Annotated in this window: 20 protein-coding genes; 8 read left to right on the top strand and 12 right to left on the bottom strand. The window is 70.3% G+C overall.

Features of this window, described 5'->3' with window-relative positions; genetic code table 11:
• Positions 1-16 precede the first annotated feature (16 nt).
• Positions 17-1,186, top strand: a complete 1,170-nt coding sequence (locus PCA_RS04735; RefSeq protein WP_181301446.1) for a sialidase family protein — start codon at positions 17-19, stop codon at positions 1,184-1,186.
• Positions 1,186-1,650: a hypothetical protein gene (locus PCA_RS04730; RefSeq protein ID WP_181301445.1), complete on the top strand. Its 465-nt coding sequence runs from the start codon at positions 1,186-1,188 to the stop codon at positions 1,648-1,650. The genes PCA_RS04735 and PCA_RS04730 overlap by 1 nt, the downstream gene beginning before the upstream one ends.
• Before the next feature lie 62 nt (positions 1,651-1,712).
• On the opposite strand, the gene PCA_RS04725 is transcribed toward PCA_RS04730, so the two are convergent.
• From PCA_RS04725 to PCA_RS04715, 3 genes are all read right to left on the bottom strand, one after another.
• Entirely contained in the window at positions 1,713-2,729 is a 1,017-nt protein-coding gene (locus tag PCA_RS04725; RefSeq protein ID WP_181301444.1) for an isoaspartyl peptidase/L-asparaginase, read from the bottom strand.
• Positions 2,730-2,847: 118 nt separating this feature from the next.
• Positions 2,848-4,182: a M56 family metallopeptidase gene (locus PCA_RS04720; protein WP_181301443.1), complete on the bottom strand. Its 1,335-nt coding sequence runs from the start codon at positions 4,180-4,182 to the stop codon at positions 2,848-2,850.
• Entirely contained in the window at positions 4,175-4,540 is a 366-nt protein-coding gene (locus PCA_RS04715) for a BlaI/MecI/CopY family transcriptional regulator (protein ID WP_181301442.1), read from the bottom strand. Before PCA_RS04715 ends, PCA_RS04720 begins: the two co-directional genes overlap by 8 nt.
• A 165-nt stretch (positions 4,541-4,705) precedes the next feature.
• Between PCA_RS04715 and PCA_RS04710 the strand changes: the two genes are divergently transcribed.
• A complete protein-coding gene (locus PCA_RS04710; RefSeq protein ID WP_181301441.1) occupies positions 4,706-6,064 on the top strand; it encodes a 3-oxoacid CoA-transferase in 1,359 nt (452 codons plus the stop codon).
• Between the two features lie 42 nt (positions 6,065-6,106).
• On the opposite strand, the gene PCA_RS04705 is transcribed toward PCA_RS04710, so the two are convergent.
• The 3 genes from PCA_RS04705 to PCA_RS04695 all read right to left on the bottom strand — a co-directional run bounded on the left by PCA_RS04705 (position 6,107) and on the right by PCA_RS04695 (position 8,536).
• Positions 6,107-7,093 carry a HAMP domain-containing sensor histidine kinase gene (locus tag PCA_RS04705; RefSeq protein ID WP_181301440.1) on the bottom strand — a complete coding sequence of 329 codons (987 nt, stop codon included), beginning with the start codon at positions 7,091-7,093 and terminating at the stop codon, positions 6,107-6,109.
• A gap of 13 nt (positions 7,094-7,106) precedes the next feature.
• The gene (locus PCA_RS04700) at positions 7,107-7,838 is read right to left on the bottom strand and encodes a response regulator transcription factor (RefSeq protein ID WP_181301439.1); all 732 of its coding nucleotides are present in this window, start codon (positions 7,836-7,838) and stop codon (positions 7,107-7,109) included.
• Between the two features lie 80 nt (positions 7,839-7,918).
• Positions 7,919-8,536, bottom strand: a complete 618-nt coding sequence (locus PCA_RS04695; RefSeq protein WP_181301438.1) for an arylesterase — start codon at positions 8,534-8,536, stop codon at positions 7,919-7,921.
• On the opposite strand from PCA_RS04695, the gene PCA_RS04690 reads away from it, so the two are divergent.
• The 4 genes from PCA_RS04690 (at position 8,535) to PCA_RS04675 (ending at position 14,377) form a co-directional block, all read left to right on the top strand.
• A complete protein-coding gene (locus PCA_RS04690; protein WP_181301437.1) occupies positions 8,535-9,227 on the top strand; it encodes an ATP-binding cassette domain-containing protein in 693 nt (230 codons plus the stop codon). The genes PCA_RS04695 and PCA_RS04690 overlap by 2 nt on opposite strands.
• An 811-nt stretch (positions 9,228-10,038) precedes the next feature.
• The gene (locus tag PCA_RS04685) at positions 10,039-12,522 is read left to right on the top strand and encodes an FtsX-like permease family protein (RefSeq protein WP_181301436.1); all 2,484 of its coding nucleotides are present in this window, start codon (positions 10,039-10,041) and stop codon (positions 12,520-12,522) included.
• A 45-nt stretch (positions 12,523-12,567) separates the two neighbouring features.
• Positions 12,568-13,197 carry a glutathione S-transferase family protein gene (locus PCA_RS04680; protein ID WP_181301435.1) on the top strand — a complete coding sequence of 210 codons (630 nt, stop codon included), beginning with the start codon at positions 12,568-12,570 and terminating at the stop codon, positions 13,195-13,197.
• A 46-nt stretch (positions 13,198-13,243) separates the two neighbouring features.
• Positions 13,244-14,377, top strand: a complete 1,134-nt coding sequence (locus PCA_RS04675; RefSeq protein ID WP_343204410.1) for an SLC13 family permease — start codon at positions 13,244-13,246, stop codon at positions 14,375-14,377.
• A gap of 36 nt (positions 14,378-14,413) precedes the next feature.
• Here the strand turns inward: PCA_RS04675 and PCA_RS04670 are convergent, their stop codons facing one another.
• From PCA_RS04670 to PCA_RS04645, 6 genes are all read right to left on the bottom strand, one after another.
• On the bottom strand, positions 14,414-15,187 hold the full coding sequence (locus PCA_RS04670) for a DUF4097 family beta strand repeat-containing protein (RefSeq protein WP_181301434.1): 774 nt from the start codon (positions 15,185-15,187) through the stop codon (positions 14,414-14,416).
• A 108-nt stretch (positions 15,188-15,295) separates the two neighbouring features.
• A complete protein-coding gene (gene mazG, locus PCA_RS04665) occupies positions 15,296-16,102 on the bottom strand; it encodes a nucleoside triphosphate pyrophosphohydrolase (RefSeq protein WP_181301433.1) in 807 nt (268 codons plus the stop codon).
• Entirely contained in the window at positions 16,099-16,920 is an 822-nt protein-coding gene (cysQ, locus tag PCA_RS04660; protein WP_343204409.1) for a 3'(2'),5'-bisphosphate nucleotidase CysQ, read from the bottom strand. Before cysQ ends, mazG begins: the two co-directional genes overlap by 4 nt.
• Complete coding sequence (gene nudE / locus PCA_RS04655; protein WP_181301432.1) at positions 16,917-17,474, bottom strand: ADP compounds hydrolase NudE; 558 nt, start codon at positions 17,472-17,474, stop codon at positions 16,917-16,919. The genes cysQ and nudE overlap by 4 nt, the downstream gene beginning before the upstream one ends.
• Before the next feature lie 64 nt (positions 17,475-17,538).
• On the bottom strand, positions 17,539-18,318 hold the full coding sequence (locus tag PCA_RS04650; protein ID WP_181301431.1) for an inositol monophosphatase family protein: 780 nt from the start codon (positions 18,316-18,318) through the stop codon (positions 17,539-17,541).
• Positions 18,315-19,106, bottom strand: coding sequence for a type II secretion system protein N (locus tag PCA_RS04645; RefSeq protein WP_181301430.1), 792 nt, complete (start codon positions 19,104-19,106; stop codon positions 18,315-18,317). The genes PCA_RS04650 and PCA_RS04645 overlap by 4 nt, the downstream gene beginning before the upstream one ends.
• A gap of 67 nt (positions 19,107-19,173) precedes the next feature.
• Here PCA_RS04645 and PCA_RS04640 point away from each other — a divergent pair, with 67 nt between their 5' ends.
• Positions 19,174-20,538, top strand: coding sequence for an adenosylmethionine--8-amino-7-oxononanoate transaminase (locus tag PCA_RS04640; RefSeq protein WP_181301429.1), 1,365 nt, complete (start codon positions 19,174-19,176; stop codon positions 20,536-20,538).
• The last annotated feature ends 27 nt before the right edge of the window (positions 20,539-20,565 follow it).

The raw sequence follows: 20,565 nt of genomic DNA, 5'->3' as shown, positions 1-20,565 counted from the left end.
CGCCCCGGAACCCTTCATGCGCACGCTGACCTTCCTCTTCTGCTGCCTGCTCGCCTCCACCGCCGCGGCCCACGACATGGCCGGCATGAAGATGTCCCACGGGCCCGAGCTGGGCGCCAGCGCCGCCTTCGACGCGCAGGGCCGGCTGTGGGTGGTGGATACGGCGGGCGGCCACGTGCGCCTGCGCCATTCCGACGACCTCGGCAAGACGCTGAGCGCCCCGGCGGACGTCAACGCCGTGGCCGAACCGATCTACGCCGAGGGCGAGAACCGGCCGAAGATCGCGTTCGGCTCCCACGACGAGATCTACGTGAGCTGGTCGCAGCCGCGGGCGAAACCCTGGACCGGCTTCGTGCGCTTCGCCCGCTCGACGGACGGCGGTGCGCACTTCACTACGCCGGTCACCGTGCACCACGACCGCGCCGAGATCACCCACCGTTTCGACGCCCTGGCGGTGGACGGCCAGGGCCGCGTGGTGATCGCCTGGATCGACAAGCGCGACATGCTGGCGGCGCAGTCGCACGGCCGGCCCTACCTGGGCGCCGCGGTGTACTACAGCTGGTCGGACGATGCCGGCAAGAGCTTCGCGCCCGAGCGCAAGCTGATGGACAACTCCTGCGAATGCTGCCGCATCGCGCTGGCACGCACGCCGCAAGGCGAGGTGGCCGCATTCTTCCGCGGCGTCTACGGCGACAACATCCGCGACCACGCGTACGCCCTGCTGCCCACGAACGGCGAGCAGCCGCACGCCGAGCGCGCCACCTTCGACGACTGGCAGATCGCCGCCTGCCCGCATCACGGCCCCGGGCTGGCGATCGCTGCCGACGGCGTGCGCCACGCGGTGTGGTACGAGGCGAAGCACGGCCCAGCGATCTGGTACGGCCAGCTCGATCCCGGCCATCCGCCACGGCACGCGCTGAAGATCGGCGGCCCCGGCGCCAGCCACGCCGACGTGGCGGCGCAGGGCAAGACCGTGTGGCTGGCGTGGAACCAGGTGGACGCGCAGGGCTACACGCTGATGCTGCGCCGCTCCGACGATGGCGGCCTGCATTTCGGCGCGGCGCACGGCATTGCCGCATCGACCGCCGCGGTAGGCTCGCCGCAACTGCTGCTGCGGCAGGGCCGGGCGTTCGTGGCGTGGAACACCGCCGCCGGTTTCCGCCTGATTCCTGCCGGGGCCCCGTGATGCGCCACCTGTTGCTGGCCACCCTGCTCGCCCTGGCGCTGCCGCTTTCCGCCCATGCCGGCACGCTCGCGCCGCTGGCAGCGGACCAGGTACCGGCCCTGCTCAAGCCGCCCGCCCGCGGCGTGCGCATCCTCGCCGTGTGGGCGCTGGACTGCGCGTATTGCGAGGCGAACATGCAGGCGCTGGCGAAGCTGCAGCGCGCGCACCCGCGCGAGATCGAGCTGGTCACCGTGGCCACCGACAGCATCGCCCGGCGCGCGGAGATCGCCGCACGCCTCGACGCCATGCACATGGACGGCTATCCCGCGCGCGCTTATGCCGAAGCCGCGCCGGAGCGGCTGGATTACCTGCTCGACCCGAACTGGGGCGGCGAGACGCCGCGCACCCTGCTGATCCGCGCCGACGGCAGCCGCCACGGCATCAGCGGCGAGCTTTCCGCGACGCAGTTGCAGAAGCTTCCGTAGCGGCACACCGTGCGCCCATCGTTTTCGAACGAGTCCGGCAACACGCTTCGCGCCCGCGCGCGCTATTGCGCCTGCCCGCCGGCGTCGCCCGTGCTGTCGGCCGGCGCGGGCGCGGGCGGCGCGGAGCTGCCGTCGTCCTCGTCGCCGTGGATCGCCACGTGCGGCACGCCGCTGGCGTCGATCCAGCCGCGGTACATGCCGTCGGTGTTGAACGGGATCGCGATATTGCCGTGCGCATCCAGCGCGATCGCGCCGCCGTTGCCGCCCAGCGCGGGTATCTCCTGGTTGATCACCACCGCCGCGGCGCGCTTCAGCGGCACGCGCATCTGGCTCACCTGCATGCAGATCGCGTGCGCCGCCACCGTGCGGATGTAGTACTCGCCCCAGCCGGTGGCGGACACCGCGCAGTCGCTGTTCGCGTAGGTGCCGGCGCCGATGATCGGCGAATCGCCGATGCGCCCCCAGCGCTTGTCGTTGATGCCGCCGGTGGAGGTGCCGGCGGCGAGATGGCCATCCGTGTCCAGCGCCACCGCGCCCACGGTGCCGAAGTGTTTCGTGGTCTCGTCGTCCGCGTGCGGCTTGCCGGCGCTGTCTTCCTTGAGCGCCTTCTGCAGTTGCTGCCAGCGCTCCTCGGTGCGGAAGTACGAGGGATCGACCAGCGGCATGCCGATGCTCTGCGCGAACGCCTCCGCGCCCCGGCCGGAGAGCATCACGTAGGGAGTCTTCTCCATCACCGCGCGCGCCAGCAGGATCGGGTTCCCGATCCGCTGCACGCCGGCCACCGCGCCGGCGCGGCGCGTGTCGCCGTCCATGATCGCCGCGTCCAGTTCGTTCTTCCCGTCGTGGGTGAACACCGCACCCTTGCCGGCGTTGAAGTTCGGATCGTCCTCCAGCACCACGATCGCCGCGCTCACCACGGCCACCGCGCTCTTGCCGGCCTTCAGCGCCGCGTAGCCGTTCTCCAGCGCCTTCGCCAGCGCGGCACGTATCGCCTTCTCCTTCGCCGGAGTGAGATCGTGCGTGATGACCCCGGAACCGCCATGGATCACCAGCACGGGCGGCACGGCGGCATGGCTCATCGCGGCGACTCCGGACGCGGCAAGGGCAAGCAACAGGCGGCGCGGCTTCACGAGATTCTTCCCTGGGGACAACATGGGCAGTATAGCGAGCCGCGCTAGCCATACTTCGTGCGTTGGCTCAACAGCCGGAGGTCGGCGTCACCTCCAGCTTGATGCTTCTTTCCTTGTCGGTATCCGACGCATCGCCCTGCTTGCCGGTGGCGATGTGTTCGCCGACCTGGATCGTGGCCCGCTGCCCCGGCAAGGTGCGCACGATGGGATGCACCGCCTTGTCGATGCCGCCCCCGCTCACGTCGCCGCGCACCTCGATCTGCCCCTGCGGCGCCGGCAGCACGGTAATGCGCCCTTCCCACGGCGGCACGCCCGTGCTGACTCCGTTCACGTGGGCGTATTCGCCGGGTTTCAGGCAAAGCTTGAAATGCTGCGAGGGGGCCTTGCCGTCGAACGACACGTCCAGCTTCAGCGTGTATCGATCCGGCGCCGCAGCCTGGTTTGCCTGCGCTGTCGCGGCTGGCGCCGTGGCGGCATACGCCGCACCTGCGCCCATGGCGATCATCAGCGCGAGGGCGGCGGCGCCGGAACGCCGACGCAGGAGGGAAACCGGTTGCTGCTTCAACATGGCGATACGCTCCGTAAGTGGATGACGGGGGGACCACGCGCAACCCACCGGCAGCGCGAGCGCGACCGACCGGGTTTTCAACATCGCGTTCGCATAGCTGCGGCGGTGCGTGCCGTGTTCGCGCAGGACCACGGCATCGCAGGCCAGCTCCTGGTCGTGGCGCAGCGCGGCGAGCGCCCACCAGGCCAGCGGGTGGAACCACAGCAAAGCGGCAAGCATCTGGGCGAGCAGGGACCACCAGCCGTCGCCGCGGCGCGCATGGGCGGCCTCGTGGGCGAGGATCAGCGCCTGCTCCGTCGCGTCGTAGCGTTGCCGGAAGTCGGCCGGCAACACGATGCGGCTGCGCCATGCGCCGACCAGGGCCGGGCCCACGTCGGCGCTCGCGGCACGCAGCACCGGCCGCGGCGCCGACGCATCGGCCATGGGCGTCGCCCCGTGCAGGCGCCTGCGGTAACGACGCTGCGCCAGGACGGCGAACCCGAGCGCGGCGACGACGCCCGCCAGCCACAGCAGCAAGGCGACGCCGTGCCAGCCGACATGGCCGGCGACGGCTGCATGCGGTGCCGGCGCGCCGACCGCCGAAGTGATGGCATACACCAGCGGCGGCAGCGGCGCCGGCGACGTGGCGGCGTGCGGCAACTGGCTGGCCAGCACGGCCAGCGGCGGCAACAGCCACGACTGGAACGCACGCTCGGCGCCGAACCAGCGACGGATCGGCTTGCGCAGCGCGGCGACGATCAGCACCGCCGCGGTGAAGGCCAGCAAGGCCAGCCAGCCGCGCGTGGCCCACGCCGCCGCCAGCGACCCGAGATCCGGCATCTGCACGTCATTCATCGTCAAGCTCCTTCAGCAGCTTGCGCAGTTCGGCGACGTCCTTGCGGCTGAGCTTGCGCTGCTCGGAGAAGTGCGCCACCAGCGGCGCCACGCGGCCGTCGAACAGGCGGTCGAGCAGGCCCTTGCTCTCCTGCGACACGTACTTCTCGCGGCTCAGCAGCGGCGTGTAGAGGTAGCGGCGCCCGTCCTTCTCGGCCTTCACCGCCTTCTTCTTCAGCAGGCGGTTGAGCAGGGACTTCACCGTGCCCTCCTGCCAGTCCTGCGCCGGCCCCACTTCCGCGAGGATCTCCTCGGCGCTGCGCGGCGCCGCGCGCCACAGCACTTCCATCACCACCGCTTCGGCTTCGCTGATTGCCATGGCGTACCGTTTACGTCTGTAAGTGGAGTTATGTTTACACGCGTAAATGTTTGTCGTCAAGCACATCCACAACCGTCGCGCAAGGGCCTGATACCTTCGTACAACACGGGCGGGTGGCAATCCGTCGTATCCTTGGCAGCTGGTTCTCCCCACAAAGGCAAGGCAATGGACAAGGTCTACGCGACGGCCGTGGAAGCGCTCGACGGCCTGCTGGTCGACAACATGACGATCGCGGCCGGCGGTTTCGGCCTGTGCGGCATTCCCGAGAACCTGATCGGCGCGCTGCTCGAAGCCGGCACCAAGGGGCTGACCATCGTGGGCAACAACGCCGGCGTGGACGATTTCGGCATGGGCCCGCTGCTGAAGACCCACCAGGTGAAGCGCGTGTACGCCTCCTACGTGGGCGAGAACAAGGAATTCGAGCGCCAGGTGCTGGCGGGCGAACTGGAGCTCCACCTCACCCCGCAGGGCACGCTGGCCGAGAAGCTGCGCGCCGGCGGCGCCGGCATCCCCGGTTTCTACACGCGCACCGCGTTTGGCACCAAGCTGGCCGAGGGCAAGGAAACCAAGGTGTTCGACGGCAAGGAATACGTGCTGGAGGAGGCGATCACCGCCGACCTCTCCATCGTGAAGGCGTGGAAGGGTGACCGCCTCGGCAACCTGGTGTTCCGCGAAACCGCGCGCAACTTCAACCCGATGATCGCCACCTGCGGCAGGATCTGCGTGGCCGAGGTGGAACACCTGGTCGAGGTGGGCGAGCTGGACCCGAACAACATCCACGTGCCGGGCATCTACGTGGACCGCATCATCCAGGGCGCGAAGTACGAGAAGCGCATCGAGATCCGCACCCTCGCCGGCGCGAACACCGGCAAGGAAAACCCCACGCGCACCGCGATGGCGCAGCGCGCCGCGAAGGAATTGCGCGACGGTTTCTACGTGAACCTGGGCATCGGCATCCCCACCCTGGTGGCGAACTACATCCCGGAAGGCATGGACGTGGTGCTGCAGTCGGAGAACGGCCTGCTCGGCATCGGCCCGTTCCCCAGCGAGGAGCAGGTCGATCCCGACCTGATCAACGCGGGCAAGCAGACCATCACCACCCTGCCCGGCTCCAGCTTCTTCTCCAGCGCCGATTCGTTCGCGATGATCCGCGGCGGCCACATCAACCTGTCGATCCTGGGCGGCATGGAAGTCTCCGCCACCGGCGACCTCGCCAACTGGATGGTGCCCGGCAAGATGGTGAAGGGCCCCGGCGGCGCGATGGACCTGGTGAGCGGCGTGCGCCGCGTGGTGGTGCTGATGGAGCACTGCGCGAAGGACGGCTCGCCGAAGATCAAGGACGCGTGCGAGCTGCCGATCACCGGCAAGGAATGCGTGGACCTGATCATCACCGACCTGTGCGTGTTCGCGGTCGAGAAAGGCAAGGGCCTCACCCTGATCGAGCTGAACCCCGGCGTGACGCTGGACGAGGTGAAGGCCAGGACCGGCTGCGCGTTCGCGGTGAGTCCCGCGCTGAAGCAGTAACGGCCGCCTGCGTCCCGCCGGGCCCGCGCCCTGCGGGACGCCTCAGGCCGCCACCGGCAGGGGGTCCGGGAAATGCACCCGGGCGGCCACGCCGGCCTTGCCCGCCGCGTGCAGCTCCAGCGGCCACGCAAAGCGGTCGCTGATGCGCTTGGCGATCGCCAGTTCGAAGCTGAGCTGTTCGCCGCCGGGGCGAACCGCCAGCGCGGCCTCCGCCGCATGGCTCACGGTGATCGCGCCGGGCAGCACGGTCACCACGATGCGGCCCGCGGCCACGTTCTGGCAGGCGTCGCGGATCAGCTGCCAGCACAGCACGGAAAACGCGCGCGTGGAACCGCGCAGCGCGAAGCGCGCCGGCTCCTCCAGTTGCAGTTCCACCGGCGTGCCGGCGATCAGCTCGCGTGCGGTTTCCAGCTCGCGGCGCAGCACGTCGTTCACCACGAACTGCTCCACGCTGCCGCCCGGGTCGGACTCGCGGGCGAGTATCAGCAGCACCTCCACCAGCGCCTCCAGTTCGCGCGTGGCGCGGTGGATGCGCCGCACGGAACGCAGGCCGGCATCGCTGAGGCCGTCCTCGTCGGCCAGCATGTCCACCGACATGCGTATCACCGTGAGCGGCGTGCGCAGCTCATGGCTGGCGTCGCGGGTGAAGTTGCGCTCGCGCTGGCCGTAATCGGCCAGGCGCGAGGCGAAGCCGTGCAGCGCGTGCGCCAGCACGGCGAGATCGGCGTCGGTGCTGTACGGCAGTTGCGCCAGCTGCAGCGCGGACGGGTCGGACTGGCCCTCGCGCCAGTCGCGGATCACGCGCGCCAGCGTGCTGACGGGCTGCCACTCCCGGTAGATGGCCAGCCAGCCCAGGCCGGTGATCGCGATCAGCAACGCGATCACCGCCCCGAGCGGGGCTTCGTCGTATGCGCCCATCACGCACACGACCGCCGCCGCCACGCATTGCAGGACGAACACCCACGCAATGCGCCGGCGGAACGCCCCTGCAGGAAACACCGTCATCCCCTGCACATGTTTCGCGTTCATTGTGGTTCGGACATCACGCCATATGGACGTTCGAGGTCGCTTCCGCGTCCAGATCCGCGAGCCGGTAACCAGCCGAATGGATGGTGTGCAGCAGCGGATGCGGGAAGGGTTTGTCGATGATGCGCCGCAAATTGTAAAGATGCGAGCGCAGGGTGTCGGAATCCGGCAACATGTCGCCCCAGATCTCGCGCTCGATGTCGCGTCGGCTCACCACGCGCGGAGATTCGCGCATCAGTATCGCCAGCAGCTTCAGCCCGATCGGCGACACCGTGAGTTCCTGGCCCGCGCGGGTCAGCCGCAGCGTCGCGGTATCCAGCGTCATGTCGCCCACGTTGAACACCTCGGCGGAAACCTGGCGGCGGTCGCGGCGGATCAGCGCGCGCAGCCGCGCCTCCAGCTCGCGCACCTCGAACGGTTTCACCAGGTAGTCGTCGGCGCCGGCCTCCAGGCCGGTCAGCTTGTCTTCGAGCGTGTCGCGCGCGGTGAGCATCAGCACGGGAGTGGCTTTCTTCGCCTCGCGGCGCAGCTTGCGGCACACCTCCAGGCCGTCCAGGCCGGGGAGCATCAGGTCCAGCACGATCACGTCGTAGCTGCCGGTCACCGCCAGATGCAGGCCGCTGGGGCCGTCGGCCGCATAGTCCACCGAATAGCCGCAGCGTTCCAGGAATTCGCCCACCGTCTCGGCGATCTGGCGATTGTCTTCCACCAACAGGATCAGGCCGGCCTGCTCATCGTGTCCACTCATAAAAGTGCTCTCCAGCTCGATCCGTGTGAAAACACGATGAGCTAACCGGGCACCGGGTGATGGAAGCGTGAAATATCTATTTACTGGTGCAACAGGGGCTGAAGCACGGTCCAGACGTTCTCCAGCACCTTCGGTTCGCCGGCGGCGAGCGGGTGCAGGCCATCCGCCTGCATCAAGGCCGGATCCAGCGCCACGCCGTCGAGCAGGAACGGCAGCAGCGCCGCATGCTTGCGCTTCGCGAGGTCGGCGTAGACCGCGCGCAGGCCGTCGCGATACTGCGGGCCGTAGTTCACCGGCAGCTCGATGCCCAGCAGCAGCACCCGCGCATGCGCGGCCTGGGCCGCATCGATCATCGCGGCGAGGTTGTCGCGCAACTGCTCCAGCGGCAGGCCGCGCAGGCCGTCGTTCGCGCCCAGCTCGATCACCACCACGCCGGGCCTGTGGGCGGCCAGCAGCGCCGGCAGGCGCTTGCGCCCGGACAGCGAGGTCTCGCCGCTGATGCTGGCATTGACCACGGTCCAGGGCGGCACCATCTTGCCAAGACGGACTTCCAGAAGATGCACCCAGCCCTGCTCCGTCGCAATGTTGTGCGCGGCGGACAGCGAATCGCCCAGCACCAGCACGCTGCGCGCAGGCGCGGCCTGCACCGCGACGACGGCGCCGGCCAGCCACAACAGCAAGCACAGGAAACGACGCATGAGCGACACGCCTCACCAGGTCCTGGAAGCGCACGATGTTAGCAAGTCGGTGGACGGCCCAGAGGGAAGGCTGCAGATCCTCGACCGCGTCGGCCTGCGCGTCGCCGCCGGCGAGAGCTTCGCCATCGTGGGCGCCTCCGGCTCCGGCAAGACCACCTTGCTGGGCCTGCTCGCGGGACTGGACACGCCCAGCAGCGGCACGATCCGCCTCGCCGGCCACGCGCTGGACACGCTGGGCGAGGAAGCCCGCGCCGACCTGCGCCGGCGCCTGGTGGGCTTCGTGTTCCAGTCCTTCCACCTGCTCCCGGCGCTGAGCGCCGAGGAAAACGTGATGCTGCCGCTGGAACTGGAAGGCGACGCGCAGGCGCGCGCAAAGGCACGCGAAGCACTGGACGCCGTGGGCCTCGCCGCACGGCGCCGGCACTATCCCGCGCAACTCTCCGGCGGCGAGCAGCAGCGCGTGGCGATCGCCCGCGCCTTCGTGCACGGCCCGCGCCTGCTGTTCGCCGACGAACCCACCGGCAACCTCGACCAGCGCACCGGCCACCACATCGCCGACCTGCTGTTCGCGCTGAACCGCGACCACCGCACCACCCTGGTGCTGGTGACCCACGATGCGCAGCTGGCGGCGCGGTGCCAGCGGCGCATCGAGTTGGAGGAAGGGCGCGTGGCGACGGGGTTGGGCGCATGACTGCGCGGGTCTCTTTGTTTCCTGCCGGAACGGCGGCTTGCCTCTCGTACTTTGTTGCATTCGACAAAGCGGTTTCGAGCGCCTGCCGGCGCCCGAGTCACTTTCTCTCGCGTGCCCGAGAGAAAGTAACCAAAGAGAGGGGCACCCCGATGGCGCGCCCTCCAGGCATCCTGCCTTCCGGGTGCGCGGGCGGGTTACGGGGTTTTCCGACGGCACCTCCGTGTGCCGGCGGAAAACTGGCCCGCATCCATGCGGGCCATCCTGCGGACTTTCCTCCACCCGCCCGCCGCGCCATAGGGGCCCCGGGTAAAGCAGCGCGCTCCCGGCGCGCAGAAGCAACAACAAAGGCCAGAACAGAAGCCATAGCAAAGCGAAGCACCGCGATCTCGCAGCGCTTCGCTTTTGCCGTTGCCGTTGCTTCTGGCGCGCACGATGCGCGCCTGCTCTTCCGGGCCCCCTCGGCGGCGGTGAGGCGTGGACGATCAGGCCGCGCAGCGGGCGAGGCCACGGATGGCCTCGCCTTTTCGCGCGGACAGGAGTCCGCTCGAAAAGCCCGGCCGCGGCTCACGCACTTGCCGGGCATGAATGCCCGGCAAGCGCCGCCGCGGGGTGTCGTTTTCTCTTGGCTACTTCTCTTTTGGACAAGCAAAAGAGAAGTAGCTCGCGCGCCGGCAGGCGCACGAAACCGCTCTGAAACCCACGCCTGCGCGACAGAAAAAACCAACCCCGCTCCAACCATCGAGCACGAAGAAAACGGAGCGTGCACCCAACCCGCGCCAAACGTCGCGCATACGTCCCCCGGAGCGCAGCGATGAAACTCCTGCGTATTGCGCTCCGCAACCTGCGCCGCGAATGGCGCCTCCCCGAACTGCGCACGCTGGCCGGCTCGCTGCTGCTGGCGGTGCTGGCGCTGGGCGTGGTGGCGACGCTGGCGACGCGGGTGGAGCGCGGCATCCTCGCCAGCGCCGCAGAGCTGATCGGCGGCGACATCGGCGTCTCGGCACCGCAGGCGGTGCCGGCCGCGTTTGCCGATCAGGCGCGGCGGGACGGTTTGGCGCTCAGCCATGACGCCGGCTTTCCCAGCGTGGCGTTCGCCCACGACCGCAGCCAGTTGCTGGACGTGCAGGCCACCGACGGCGCATACCCGCTACGCGGCAAGCTGGTGCTGGCGGATGCGCAAGGGCGGCAGCGCAACGGCCACGGTCCGGCCGCCGGCACGGCGTACCTGGACCACCGCGCGCTGGTGTCGCTCTCGCTCAAGGTGGGCGACACGCTGCAACTGGGCGGCAAGGAACTGCGCATCGCGGCGGAACTGGTGCAGCAGCCCGACGGCGGCGCGCTGGTGGCGCTGGCGCCGCGCGCGTTGATGAGCCTTGCCGACGCCGAACAGGCCGGCCTGCTGGGCGTGGGCAGCCGGGCGCGGTATCGCCTGCTGCTGGCAGGCGCGCCGGAGGCCGTGCAGCGCTGGCGCAGCTGGGCGCAGCAGCAGACCCTGCCGCAGGGCGTGGAACTGCTCACGCCGGAACAGACCCAGGAGCGCATGCGCACGGCGTTCGACCGCGCGGGCGCCTTCCTGCATCTCACTGCGCTGCTGGCCGCGCTGCTGGCCGGCGTGGCGATCGCGCTTTCCGCGCAGCGCTATGCGCGACGCAAGACGCCCGAGGTGGCCTTGCTGCGCGCGCTGGGCACGCCGCGCCGACGCGTGCTGGGCCTGCTGCTGCTCACGCTGGCCGCGCTGGCGCTGCCGGTGGCGCTGGCCGGCGCCCTGCTCGCGCTGGGTGCGGCGCAACTCGCGTGGCAGTTCGCCAGCACGCTGTTCGGCGGCGTGCCCACTGTATTGCCGCTGCTGCCCGCGCTGATTGCCGCGGCGATGGGCGTGGCGGTGCTGGCCGGCTTCGCGCTGCCGCCGCTGTTGCGACTGGCCGAGGTCGCCCCGGTGGCGGTGTTCCGCGAGAGCCTGGCGCGCAAGCCGCGCCGCTTCGACGGCTTGTACCTGCTGCCCGCGCTGGTGGCGCTGGCGCTGATCTGGAGCCAGAGCGGCTCGCTGAAGCTCGCCGGCATCCTCGCCGCCAGCCTCGCGGGCGTGGCGCTGGTGGCAGCGCTGCTCGCCACGCTGCTGCTGTGGCTGGCGCGGCGCGTGGCGCCGGGCGCGCATCCCGCGCTGCGGCTGGGCCTGGCCGCGCTGGCGCGGCGGCGCGGACTCAGCGTGGTGCAGGCCACCGCATTGAGCCTGGGCCTCGCCGCCCTGCTGCTGTTGTCGGTGGTGGCGCCTGCGTTGCTGGACGGCTGGCGCCGCGAGCTGCCGGTCGATACGCCGAACTGGTTCGCGCTGAACCTGCAGGACGACCAGCAACCCGCGTTCGCGCAGGCGCTCGCCCGCATCGGCGCCGACCAGCTCAACATGATGCCGCTGGCGGTGGGCAAGCTCACCGCGATCAACGGCCAGCCCATCGACAGCCGGCACTTCGCCGATCCGCGGGCGAAGGAATGGGCCGACCGCCAGTTGCGCCTGTCCTGGGCGGACGCGCTGCCGCCCGCGAACCGGGTGATCGACGGCCGCTGGTTCGATGCGCATCCGGCGCAGGCCGAGGTATCCGTGGATCGCATGTGGCGCGACATGTTCGCGCTGAAGCTGGGCGACACGATGAGCTTCGACGTGGGCGAAGGGCGCGTGGCCGCGACGGTGACCAGTTTCCGCCAGGTCGACTGGACCTCGTTCCGGGTCAACTTCTTCCTGCTGCTCGATCCCGCGCATGCCGACGCGCTGCCGCACACCTGGCTGGCCAGTTTCCACCTGCCGCGCGGCCACGCCCGGGCCATGGCGCAACTGTCGCGCGACTACCCCAACCTCAGCCTGGTGGACGTGGACGACCTGCTCGACCGCATCCGCCAGATCGTCGACCGCGTGGGCGGCGCGGTGCGCTGGATCCTGGGCTTCAGCCTGCTCGCCGGCGCGCTGGTGCTGGCCGCCTCGCTGGCTGCCAGCGCCGCCGAACGCCGCCATGAGGCGGCGCTGCTTCGCACGCTGGGCGCGCGCCGCGCGCAGTTGCGCGTGGCCGCCGCCTGCGAGTTCGCCCTGCTGGGCCTGATCGCCGGCCTCACCGCCGCCTTCGGCGCGGCGGTCGCCGGCCTGTGGCTGGGGCGTACCGTGTTTCATATCGAGGGCTTCCTGCCGCCCTCGTGGCCGTTGGCGCTGGGCGCGCTGGGTTGCGCCTTCGTGGTGATGCTGCTGGGGCTGGCAGGCACGCGCAAGGTGACGCGCACCTCGCCGATGCGGCTGTTGCGGGAAGGGTGAGCGAACCCTCACCATCGCCGAAACCCATTCCCCCGCGGAGGTCGCATGTACACGCTCTACTACTCGCCCGGCAGCGCCAGCATGGTGGTGCATCTTGCGCTGCTGGAAATCGGCGCGCCGCACGAGCTGCGTCTGGTCGATTTCGACCGGGACGAACAGCACGGCCCCGAATACCTCAAGCTCAATCCTCGCGGCGTGGTGCCCACGCTGGTGATCGACGGCCGCCCGCGGATGGAATCGGTCGCGCTGCTGCAGATGCTGGCCGAACGCCACCCCGAGGCGAAGCTGATCCCGCCGCCCGGCACGCCCGAACGCGAGGCGTGGCTGCAATGGGCGGTGTTCCTCAGCAACACGCTGATGTCCAGCTACCGGCTGTGGTTCTATCCGGCCGACCTCGGCGCGGAGGAACACGATTCCGCGGTCAAGCACGCCGTGCAGCGGAAGATCGAGGGCGTCTGGGACCTGCTGGACGCGCAGCTCGCGGCGCACGGTCCCTGGCTGCTGGGCCAGGAGTTCTCGGGCGTGGACCTGCTGCTGACCATGCTGATGCGCTGGTCGCGCAACATGCCGCGCCCAGCCACCGAATGGCCCGCGCTGAAACGGCTGGCCGACCGGGTGCGCGCACGGCCCAGCTGGAAGAAGCTGTACGAGGTGGAAGGCCTCACGGAGTGGTGAATCGTCCGCCTTGCGCCAGGCGTGCATCGTGGCGGGACGCCCGCCGGTGAGCGAAGCCGCTCCTCCACGCAGCGGCTGGCAGGAACGGCTGAAGAGCGAATGGCTGTTGCTGCTGTTCGCGATGCTCGCCATCGCGCTGGCGCTGCTCGATCCGCAACCGGCGACGAGCTACCGGCGCTGGCTGCAACTGCCCACGCTGGCCGGCCTGCTCGGCCTGCTGGTGGCGATCCAGGGCATCCGCGACAGCGGGCTGGTGCAGCACGCGGCCGGCGTACTGGTGGCGCGCACGCACACGCTGCGTGGGCTGGGCCTGCTGCTGGTGACGTGCACCGCCTTGCTGGCGATGGTGCTGACCAACGACGTGAGCCTGTTCCTGATCGTGCCGCTGACGCTGGGGATCGGCGGCATCTCCAACCTGCCGGTGGCGCGCATGGCGGTGCTGGAAGCGCTGGCGGTGAATGCCGGCAGCACGCTGAGCCCGATCGGCAATCCGCAGAACCTGCTGCTGTGGCAGCACGCGCAACTGCCGTTCGCGCGCTTCGTGCTGGCGATGCTACCGGCGGCGGCGGTGATGTTCGCGCTGGTGGCCGCGCTCACGCTGGCGTGGCTGCCGAAAGGCCCGGTGAGCCTGCGCGCCGCGCAGGTGGACGGCCACCGCGTGGCCACACCGCTGGCCACCGGCTCGATCATCGCGCTGGCGGCGATGGTACTGGCGATGGAATACGGCCATGCCGTGCCCGGCGCCCTGCTGCTGGTGCTGGCGTTCGCGCTGCTGGCGCGGCGCAGCCTGGCGCGCATCGACTGGCTGCTGCTCGCCACCTTCGCCGCGATCTTCCTGGGCCTGGGGCACTTCGCCGAACTGCCGCCGATCCGGCACGGACTCGACCGGCTGGCGCTGGACCGTCCGCTGACGCTGTACGCCAGCGGCATCGTGGCCTCGCAATTGATCAGCAACGTGCCGGCCACCGTGCTGCTGCTGGACCGCGCGCACGACGCCATCGCACTGGCGGTGGCGGTGAACGTGGGCGGCTTCGGGCTGGCGACCGGTTCGCTGGCGAACCTGATCGCGCTGCGGCTGGCGAAACAGCCGCAAGGCCTGCGGCTGTTCCATCGCGTGTCGCTGCCGTTCCTGCTGGTGTGCGCGCCGCTGGCGTACCTGGCGTGGCGGTGGCTGGGGTAGCTGCCGCCCAAGCTTGCGTTCGCGCGAAATCGGGGCTCAGTCGTCGTCGCGCGGCACGCTGACCTTGCCCTTCACGTCGCTGCGGCTGACGTCGCCGCTGCCCTTGGCGCCCAGGCTGAAATCGCCGCCCACGCCGTGCACGCCCAGATCGCCCGAGCCCAGCGTGTCCACGTGCACGTTGCCGCCGACGTTGCGCAGGGTCACGTCGCCGGAGCCGATGCTGCCGACCTTCGCGTCGCCCTTCACGCCGCTCACCTTGAGGTCGCCCGAACCCACCGAGCCGGCCTGCAGGCTGCCGACATCGCTGGCGTCCACGTCGCCCGAGCCGACGCTGGTGCTGAACGCGCCGGCGATCCTGCCCACGTGCAGGTCGCCCGAGCCCACCATGCTGCGCAATTGCTGCAGGCCGGACACGGTGGCGTCGCCGGAACCCACGCGCACGGTCACCGGCACGTCCGGCGGCAACTGCACGTTCGCTTCGAGGCTCGCGTGGGAGTTGCCGAACTGGATGAACGAGTAGGTTTTCTGTCCGCCCAGCTCGATGATGAGCTGGTCGCCGTCGCGGCGCTGGGTGATCTGCAGCTTGTCCAGCGCCGCCGCGTCCGAGGCGCAGGCGCGGCCGTTCACCACCAGCTGCGTCGCGCCGGGCGTGCCGTCGAGGTGCAGGTCGAAGCTGTTGACGTCGATCTGCACGCCGCGCACGCCGTTGAGGTCCAGCCGCAGGTTGCGCGGGGACTCGTGGGCGCACTGGCTGGCGGCAAAGGCGGACAGCGGGGCGAGCAGCAGCAGGGCAAACGCGGTACGGCGCATGGCGGAACTCCTTCGAGGTGTGTCAACCAGCTCTGATGCGGGCCGCGGGCAAAAGGTTGCAAGCCCGTCGCCTGTTTGATCCCCGCAATCAGCGGCGGCCGCGCGGATTCAGCGCTCGTCCTGCTTGACGCGCCGCCACAGGCGCTCCTGCGCGGGCAGGTCGTGTTCCGCCAGCGTGCCGCCCGCCTCGGCGGCGAACTGTTCCATGCGGCGGAAGCGTCGTTCGAACTTCGCGTTGGCATGGCGCAGCGCGCGCGAGAAATCCACGCCGGCGTGCCGGGCGAGATTCGCCACCACGAACAGCACGTCGCCGATCTCGTCCTCCAGCCGCGCCGGATCGGCGCCCGCGTCGAACTCGGCGCGCACCTCGTCGATCTCCTCGGCCAGCTTGTCCAGCACTGGGCGGTGATCCGGCCAGTCGAAGCCCACGGTGGCGGCGCGCTGCTGCAGCTTGGCGGCGCGCTTCCACTCCGGCAGGCCGCGCGAGATGCCGGCCAGCGCGCTGGCATCCGGCGCCTCGCCCCTGGCGGCGCGCTCGGCGGCCTTCAATTCCTCCCAGGCCTGCTTCTGCGCGTCCAGGTCGGCGTAGCGCACGTCGCCGAACACGTGCGGGTGGCGGCGGACCATCTTGGCGCTGATCGCCTGCGCCACGTCGGCGAAGTCGAAGCGGCCCTGCTCGGCCGCCATCTGCGCGTGGAACACCACCTGCAGCAGCAGGTCGCCGAGTTCGTCGCGCAAGTCGTCGAAGTCGCCGCGGTCGATCGCGTCGGCCACCTCGTAGGCTTCCTCGATGGTGTACGGCGCGATGCTGGCGAAGTCCTGCTGCACGTCCCACGGACAGCCGCGTTCGGGGTCGCGCAGACGCGCCATGATCGCCAGCAGCTGGTCGAGGCCGTGGTGCGCGGCGTCGCTCATGGCAGGCCGGCGTCGCGCAGCTTGGCCGGCCAGTCCAGGCTGGCGTCGCCCACCGCGACGAACTCGGGGTTGAGCAGCGATTCGCCGCGGTCGTAGCGCAGCGGCTGGCCGTGCAGGTCCAGCACGGCGCCGCCCGCTTCCTCCAGCACGCATTGCGCGGCGGCGGTGTCCCATTCGCTGGTGGGGCCACGACGCAGGTAGATGTCGGCGGCGCCGCGCGCGAGCAGGCAGAACTTCAGCGAGGAACCCAGCGGCTGCAGGCTGTAGTCGGCGCCGACCAGGCGGCGCAGGGTTTCTGCCTGCGCGCCGCCGTGCGAGCGGCTGCCGGCCACGATCGCCGGCTGCGCCAGCGTGCGCGTGCCGATGCGCTCCCAGTCGCCGCCTTCCTGCGCCTGCCACCACGCGCCGGTGCCGCGCGCGGCGACGTAGAGGTCGCCGGTGACCGGGGCCAGCACCACGCCCAGCACCGGTTCGTGCCGTTCCACCAACGCGATGTTGACGGTGAACTCGCCGTTGCGCTTCACGAACTCGCGCGTGCCGTCCAGCGGATCGACCAGCCAGTGCCGCGCCCACGTGCGGCGCTGTTCCCACGGCTGCTGGCTGGCCTCCTCGGACACCAGCGGCAGCGCGGGTTCGATCCCCGCCAGGCCTTCGGCAATCACGTTCTGCGCGGCAAGGTCGGCGGCGGTGAGCGGGGAGCGGTCGTCCTTCAGCTCGACGTCGAAGTCCTGGCGGTAGACCTCCAGGATCGCGTCGCCCGCGCGTCGCGCCAGCGCGCCGATCCGCCACAGCAGTGGATGTTCGAACGGCGTGCTCACGACAGTTTCATCCGCCCGGCGAGGTATTCGCGCGCCATGAACAGCGCGGCGATCGAGCGGCCCTCGGTGACGTCGTCGCGCGCGACCAGCGTGTGCAGGTCGGCCAGCTTCCACGGCACCACGTCCAGCGGTTCCGGCTCGTCGCCGGGCAGGCGTTCGGGGTAGAGATCCTGCGCCAGCACCACGTGCGCCATGTGGGTCATGTAGGACGGCGACAACGACAGGTTGTGCAGGATCTTGAGCTTGCGCGCGCCGTAGCCGACCTCTTCCTTCAGCTCGCGGTTGGCGCCCTGCTCGGCGGTCTCGTCCTGGTCCAGCCGGCCCTTGGGCAGGCCCAGCTCGTAGCGTTCCAGGCCCACGCCGTACTCGCGCACCAGCAGCACGGTTTCGTCGTCCAGCATCGGCACGATGACCACCGCGCCGAGGCCGCCGGGTTTCATGCGCTCGTAGGTGCGGCGCTCGCCGTTGGAGAATTCCAGATCGACCTGTTCCAGCCGCAGGAAGCGGCTGTGCTCGACGTCGCGCGTGGCGTGGATGATGGGCGGCTTGGGCATCGGGTGATTGTAGCGTGGCGAGGAAAGCGGCCGGTGCCCCGGGCCAGGGGCGGCGCAGCGGCCGTCAGCGGACGGCGAACCGCCGCAACGCTTCCGCATGGATCGCCGGCGTGCCGGCCAGCACGCTGCGCGTTTCCAGCGTGGGCGCGCGGCCGTCTAGGTCGGTGAACACGCCGCCGGCCTCGCGCACGATCACCGCCAGCGCGGCGATGTCGAGGATGTTCACGTCCGACTCGACCACCAGGTCCAGCGAGCCGCGCGCCAGCAGGTGGTAGTGGCAGAAGTCGCCGTAGCCGCGGATGCGGTTGCTGTCGCGGATCAGCGCGCCCAGCGCGGCCCAGCGCGCATCGCCGGTGAGCGTCTTCACGTTGCCGGTGGAGATCGATGCCTGCGCCATGTCGGCGGTATCGGCCACCTGCACGCGCTCGCCCTCGAACCAGGCGCCCTGGCCGGCGCCGGCCCACATCGTCTCGCCGTAGACCGGCGCGCTGGACACGCCGAGCACCAGCTCGCCGCGGTCCATCAGCGCGATCTGGGTGGAGAAGAACGGCGTGCGCCGCACGAAGCTCTTGGTGCCGTCCAGCGGATCGACCAGCCACAGCAGGCCGTCGCGCGCGCCGTCGAGGCCGTATTCCTCGCCGTAGATCGAGGCCTCGGGCAGCGCGGCGCGCAACACTTTGCGGATCGCCTGCTCGGCCTCGCGGTCGGCCACCGTCACCGGCGTGGCGTCGCCCTTGATCTCCACGTCCACGCCGCGCTTCCAGTAATGCAGGATCACCTCGGCGGCGGCGGCGGCGGCTTCGCGGGCGGCGGCCAGGGCCGAGTCGAGGATTGCGGCTTTCATCGTGCGTTCTTTCCCATGATGGAGCTGGCGGCCAGTCCGCCCTTGCGTTCAACGTGCACCGTGCCGCCGGCATCGGGCTTGCCCAGCATGGCCAGCCAGCGCGACAGCGCGGGATCGTCCTGTCGCGCCTGCAGTTCGGCACCGAGGCGCCAGCCCAGCGGACTCAGCTGCAGGTCGCCCGTGGTGCGCAGCGGGCCCTGGCCGTCGTCCTGCCATTGTGCATGGATCACCCCGCCTTGTGCGGCAAGCGTGCCATGCAGATTGCCGAGGGCTGCATCACCGCTTTTCATATGCATCGCGGCCTGCCGCCATTGCCAGTCGGCCTGCAGCGCCAGCGGCCAGCCGGCCTGCAGCACGGCGTGCCGCGCATCCAGCGCCAGCTCGCCGCGCGGCTGGCCCCACGGCAGGCGGATGCGCGGATCGGCCAGCGCCGTCAGGTCCGCATGCGCCTGCAGGTCGTTCCATTCCACCTGGTTCGCGGGCAACTTCCGCATGTGCCCGCGCAAGCCGAACGACGGTCCGTCGAAATCGACCTGCAGGTCGACCTGCCCGAACAGGGCGCGGCGCGACAACTGCCATTGCAGCCGGCCCAGCGCGCGGCCGGCCGGTGTCTGCACCTGTTCCGCGCGACCGTCCCACAGCGTGCCGCCCACCTGCTGCAGGCGCAAGCCGTGCAGCGAAGGCTGTAGCAGCGGCAAGGCCCAGCGCGCGGGCAACCACCACAGCAGGGCCGCGGCGAGCAGCAGCAACACGGCCACGGCAGGCAGGATTTTTCTCGGGACTTTCAAGCGGGCTTTCCGGGGGAGTTCCGCATGCGCTCTTGAGCGCACGCCGGCGCACGTCGATCATAACCGGATGACGAACCCCACTGACCGCAACGCCGCGCTCGCCGCGCGCGACCTGAAGCACATCTGGCATCCCTGCACCCAGATGCACGACCACGAGACCATTCCCCTGCTGCCGATCGTGCGCGGCGAGGGAGCCTGGCTGATCGACGCCGAAGGCCGCCGCTACCTCGACGGCATCAGTTCGTGGTGGACCAACCTGTTCGGCCACGCCAACCCGCGCATCGCCGCGGCGCTCGCGGCGCAGGCGCAGACGCTGGAACACGTGATCTTCGCCGGCTTCACCCATCCGCCCGCGATCGAGCTGGCCGAGGAGCTGGTGCGCATCACGCCGCCGGGGCTGGACAAGGTGTTCTTCGCCGACAACGGTTCGGCGGCGATCGAGGTCGCGCTGAAGATGAGCTTCCACTACTGGCTGAACCAGGGCCACGGCGGGAAGACCCGCTTCATCGCGCTCACCGGCAGCTACCACGGCGAGACGCTGGGCGCGCTGTCGGTGAGCGACGTGGCGCTGTACCGCAAGACCTACGCGCCGCTGCTGCTCACGCCGTTCCTGGCGCCCTCGCCCGATGCCTGGGAGGGCGAGCCCGGCGAAACGCCTGCACAGGTGGCAACGCGCCGGCTGGAAGAACTGCGCGCACTGCTGGAACGCCACGCGCACGAAACCTGCGCCGTGATCGTGGAGCCCCTGGTGCAATGCGCGGGCGGCATGCGCATGTACCACCCCGACTATCTCGCGGGCCTGCGCCGCCTCTGCGACGAATACGCCGTGCACTTCATCGCCGACGAGATCGCCGTGGGTTTCGGCCGCACCGGGACGATGTTCGCGTGCGAGCAGGCCGGTGTCTCGCCGGATTTCATGTGCCTCTCCAAGGGCCTCACCGGCGGCACGCTGCCGCTGTCGGCGGTGCTCACCACGCAGCACGTGTACGAGGCGTTCTACGCCGAATACGCCGCGGGCAAGGCTTTCCTGCATTCGCACAGCTACACCGGCAATCCGCTGGCCTGCAGCGCCGCGCTGGCCACGCTGGCGATCTTCCGCGACGAGCCGGTGCTGGAACGCAACCGCGCGCTGGCTGCCCACCTCGCACGACGACTTGAGCCGCTGCGCGAGCACCCGCACGTGGCCGAGGTGCGCCAGACCGGCATGATCGCCGCGGTGGAACTGGTCGCCGACAAGGCCACGCGACGCCCCTTCGCCGCCGAGGATCGCCGCGGCCTGCGCGTGTATCTCCACGGCCTGCAGCACGGCGCGCTGCTGCGCCCGCTGGGCAACGTGGTCTACTTCATGCCGCCCTACGTGGCGAGCGCGTCCGAACTCGACCTGCTGGTCGAGGTGGCGACGGCAGGCATCGAGCGCGCCGTGGCGGATTGACCCGCCGCGGCGTCTTGAAGGCGATGT

This window comes from Rhodanobacter sp. PCA2, from assembly GCF_013620825.1.
Taxonomy (GTDB): domain Bacteria; phylum Pseudomonadota; class Gammaproteobacteria; order Xanthomonadales; family Rhodanobacteraceae; genus Rhodanobacter_A.
Note: the sequence above shows the minus strand (reverse complement) of the source record. Positions and strands in the feature narration are given on the sequence as shown.

What these genes read in the sequence shown, in the direction of transcription:
- PCA_RS04735 (WP_181301446.1), top strand. Translation starts at nt 17, where the DNA reads ATGCGCACGCTGACCTTCCTCTTCTGCTGCCTGCTCGCCTCCACCGCC.
- PCA_RS04730 (WP_181301445.1), top strand. Translation starts at nt 1,186, where the DNA reads ATGCGCCACCTGTTGCTGGCCACCCTGCTCGCCCTGGCGCTGCCGCTT.
- PCA_RS04725 (WP_181301444.1), bottom strand. Translation starts at nt 2,729, where the DNA reads ATGAGCCATGCCGCCGTGCCGCCCGTGCTGGTGATCCATGGCGGTTCC.
- PCA_RS04720 (WP_181301443.1), bottom strand. Translation starts at nt 4,182, where the DNA reads ATGAATGACGTGCAGATGCCGGATCTCGGGTCGCTGGCGGCGGCGTGG.
- PCA_RS04715 (WP_181301442.1), bottom strand. Translation starts at nt 4,540, where the DNA reads ATGGCAATCAGCGAAGCCGAAGCGGTGGTGATGGAAGTGCTGTGGCGC.
- PCA_RS04710 (WP_181301441.1), top strand. Translation starts at nt 4,706, where the DNA reads ATGGACAAGGTCTACGCGACGGCCGTGGAAGCGCTCGACGGCCTGCTG.
- PCA_RS04705 (WP_181301440.1), bottom strand. Translation starts at nt 7,093, where the DNA reads ATGAACGCGAAACATGTGCAGGGGATGACGGTGTTTCCTGCAGGGGCG.
- PCA_RS04700 (WP_181301439.1), bottom strand. Translation starts at nt 7,838, where the DNA reads ATGAGTGGACACGATGAGCAGGCCGGCCTGATCCTGTTGGTGGAAGAC.
- PCA_RS04690 (WP_181301437.1), top strand. Translation starts at nt 8,535, where the DNA reads ATGAGCGACACGCCTCACCAGGTCCTGGAAGCGCACGATGTTAGCAAG.
- PCA_RS04695 (WP_181301438.1), bottom strand. Translation starts at nt 8,536, where the DNA reads ATGCGTCGTTTCCTGTGCTTGCTGTTGTGGCTGGCCGGCGCCGTCGTC.
- PCA_RS04685 (WP_181301436.1), top strand. Translation starts at nt 10,039, where the DNA reads ATGAAACTCCTGCGTATTGCGCTCCGCAACCTGCGCCGCGAATGGCGC.
- PCA_RS04680 (WP_181301435.1), top strand. Translation starts at nt 12,568, where the DNA reads ATGTACACGCTCTACTACTCGCCCGGCAGCGCCAGCATGGTGGTGCAT.
- PCA_RS04670 (WP_181301434.1), bottom strand. Translation starts at nt 15,187, where the DNA reads ATGCGCCGTACCGCGTTTGCCCTGCTGCTGCTCGCCCCGCTGTCCGCC.
- mazG (WP_181301433.1), bottom strand. Translation starts at nt 16,102, where the DNA reads ATGAGCGACGCCGCGCACCACGGCCTCGACCAGCTGCTGGCGATCATG.
- nudE (WP_181301432.1), bottom strand. Translation starts at nt 17,474, where the DNA reads ATGCCCAAGCCGCCCATCATCCACGCCACGCGCGACGTCGAGCACAGC.
- PCA_RS04650 (WP_181301431.1), bottom strand. Translation starts at nt 18,318, where the DNA reads ATGAAAGCCGCAATCCTCGACTCGGCCCTGGCCGCCGCCCGCGAAGCC.
- PCA_RS04640 (WP_181301429.1), top strand. Translation starts at nt 19,174, where the DNA reads ATGACGAACCCCACTGACCGCAACGCCGCGCTCGCCGCGCGCGACCTG.